Here is a 1456-nt window from a genome sequence, read left to right as displayed (position 1 = left end):
GCCCGCGGGCGCCGCTCACGCGGGCACCACCGCGCCCGCGCCGGTGCGGCCGGTGCCGCCGGGGGTGGTGCGGCCGGGGGTGGTGGTGCTCTCCGTGGCGACGTCCTCGGCGGGGCCCTTGATCAGCGCCGCCGCCCGCCGCGGGTCGGTCTCGCCGGCGCCGTACGAGGGGCAGAGCGCGGCCACCGGGCAGGCCCCGCAGGCCGGGCGCCGGGCGTGGCAGGTGCGCCGGCCGTGGAAGATCATGCGGTGCGACAGGATGGTGTGGTCGCGCCGCGGGAAGAGCGCGGCGAGGTCCTGCTCGACCTTGACGGGGTCCTCGTGCGCGGTGAAGCCGAACCGGCGCGACAGCCGCCCGACGTGGGTGTCGACGGTGAGGCCGGGGATGCCGAAGGCGTCGCCGAGGACGACGTTGGCCGTCTTGCGGCCGACGCCGGGCAGCGTCACCAGGTCCGCCTGGCGCGGTGGCACCTCACCCCCGAAGGAGTCGACCAGCCGCGCGGACAGCTTGAGCAGGGAGTCGGCCTTGGCGCGGAAGAAGCCCGTGGGCGTGACCAGGGCCTCCAGCTCCGCGCGGTCGGCCGCCGCCATCGCCGCCGGGTCGGGGTAGCGCGCGAAGAGGGCAGGCGTCACCTGGTTGACCCGCTTGTCGGTGCACTGGGCGGACAGGACCGTGGCGACGAGGAGCTGGAAGGGGCCGGTGAAGTCCAGCTCGCAGTGCGCGTCGGGGTAGCGCTGCGCCAGGAGGCGGTGGATGCGGCGGGCGCGCCGCACCCGCGCCAGCGGCGTCTCGGCGCCTCCCGCCCCGCTGGCTCGCGGAGCGCGGGGCGGGACGGGAGCGGCGGCCACGGCCCGAGGGTACGTCGCGCCCCCGACTCCCGCCCCGGTAGCTGCCGCCCGCTCGGGTGAGAACGCCCGGTGCCGGGTCAAGCGGGGGATCGGCGGCGACGATGCGCCTGGCATGAGCGAAGGACCGGTGTGGTGAGCGGAGCGGGAGCACCCGACGCGGTGGGGGGTGCCGTGCTGGCGGTGACCCCGGGGGCGGGCGCCGGGGTCGTCGGTGCGCGGCAGCGGCAGGAGCTCGCGCAGCTGCCCCTGGTGCAGCTGCGCGAGCGCCGCCGGGTGCTGCGCACCGAGATCGACACCGTCGCGCACTGGCAGCGGCTGGTGCGGGCGCGCCGCGACATCGTCGCGGCACAGGTCGTGGGGGTGCGCGAGCTCAGCATCCCGCTGGAGGCGGCCAGCGACGGCGGCCCGCTCGACGTGCACGCCGCCGCCGACCTCGCCGCCCACGGCCTCACCGAGCCCGCCTCGGGGCTGCGTGAGCTGCTGGCCGGCGGGCCGGCCCCCGCGGCCCTGGGCGTCGTCCTGGAGCGCCTGGCGGCGGCCCAGGACCGGCTGTCCGGCTACGAGGGCGCCCTGCGCGCCGAGCTGGCGGCGGCCACCGACGTCCTCG

Annotated in this window: 1 protein-coding gene and 1 pseudogene; one reads left to right on the top strand and one right to left on the bottom strand. The window is 78.3% G+C overall.

Annotation, left to right across the window (positions count from 1 at the left end; genetic code table 11):
- Positions 1-15 precede the first annotated feature (15 nt).
- The gene (gene nth / locus ABEB16_RS21870) at positions 16-849 is read right to left on the bottom strand and encodes an endonuclease III (protein WP_345714275.1); all 834 of its coding nucleotides are present in this window, start codon (positions 847-849) and stop codon (positions 16-18) included.
- Between the two features lie 132 nt (positions 850-981).
- Here nth and ABEB16_RS21865 point away from each other — a divergent pair.
- A pseudogene (locus ABEB16_RS21865) lies at positions 982-1456 on the top strand (hypothetical protein); the annotation flags it as partial.

It is taken from the genome of Kineococcus glutinatus, assembly GCF_039542765.1.
In the GTDB taxonomy this organism is placed as follows: Bacteria; Actinomycetota; Actinomycetes; order Actinomycetales; family Kineococcaceae; genus Kineococcus_A; species Kineococcus_A glutinatus.
This window is presented reverse-complemented; position numbering and strand designations above follow the sequence as displayed.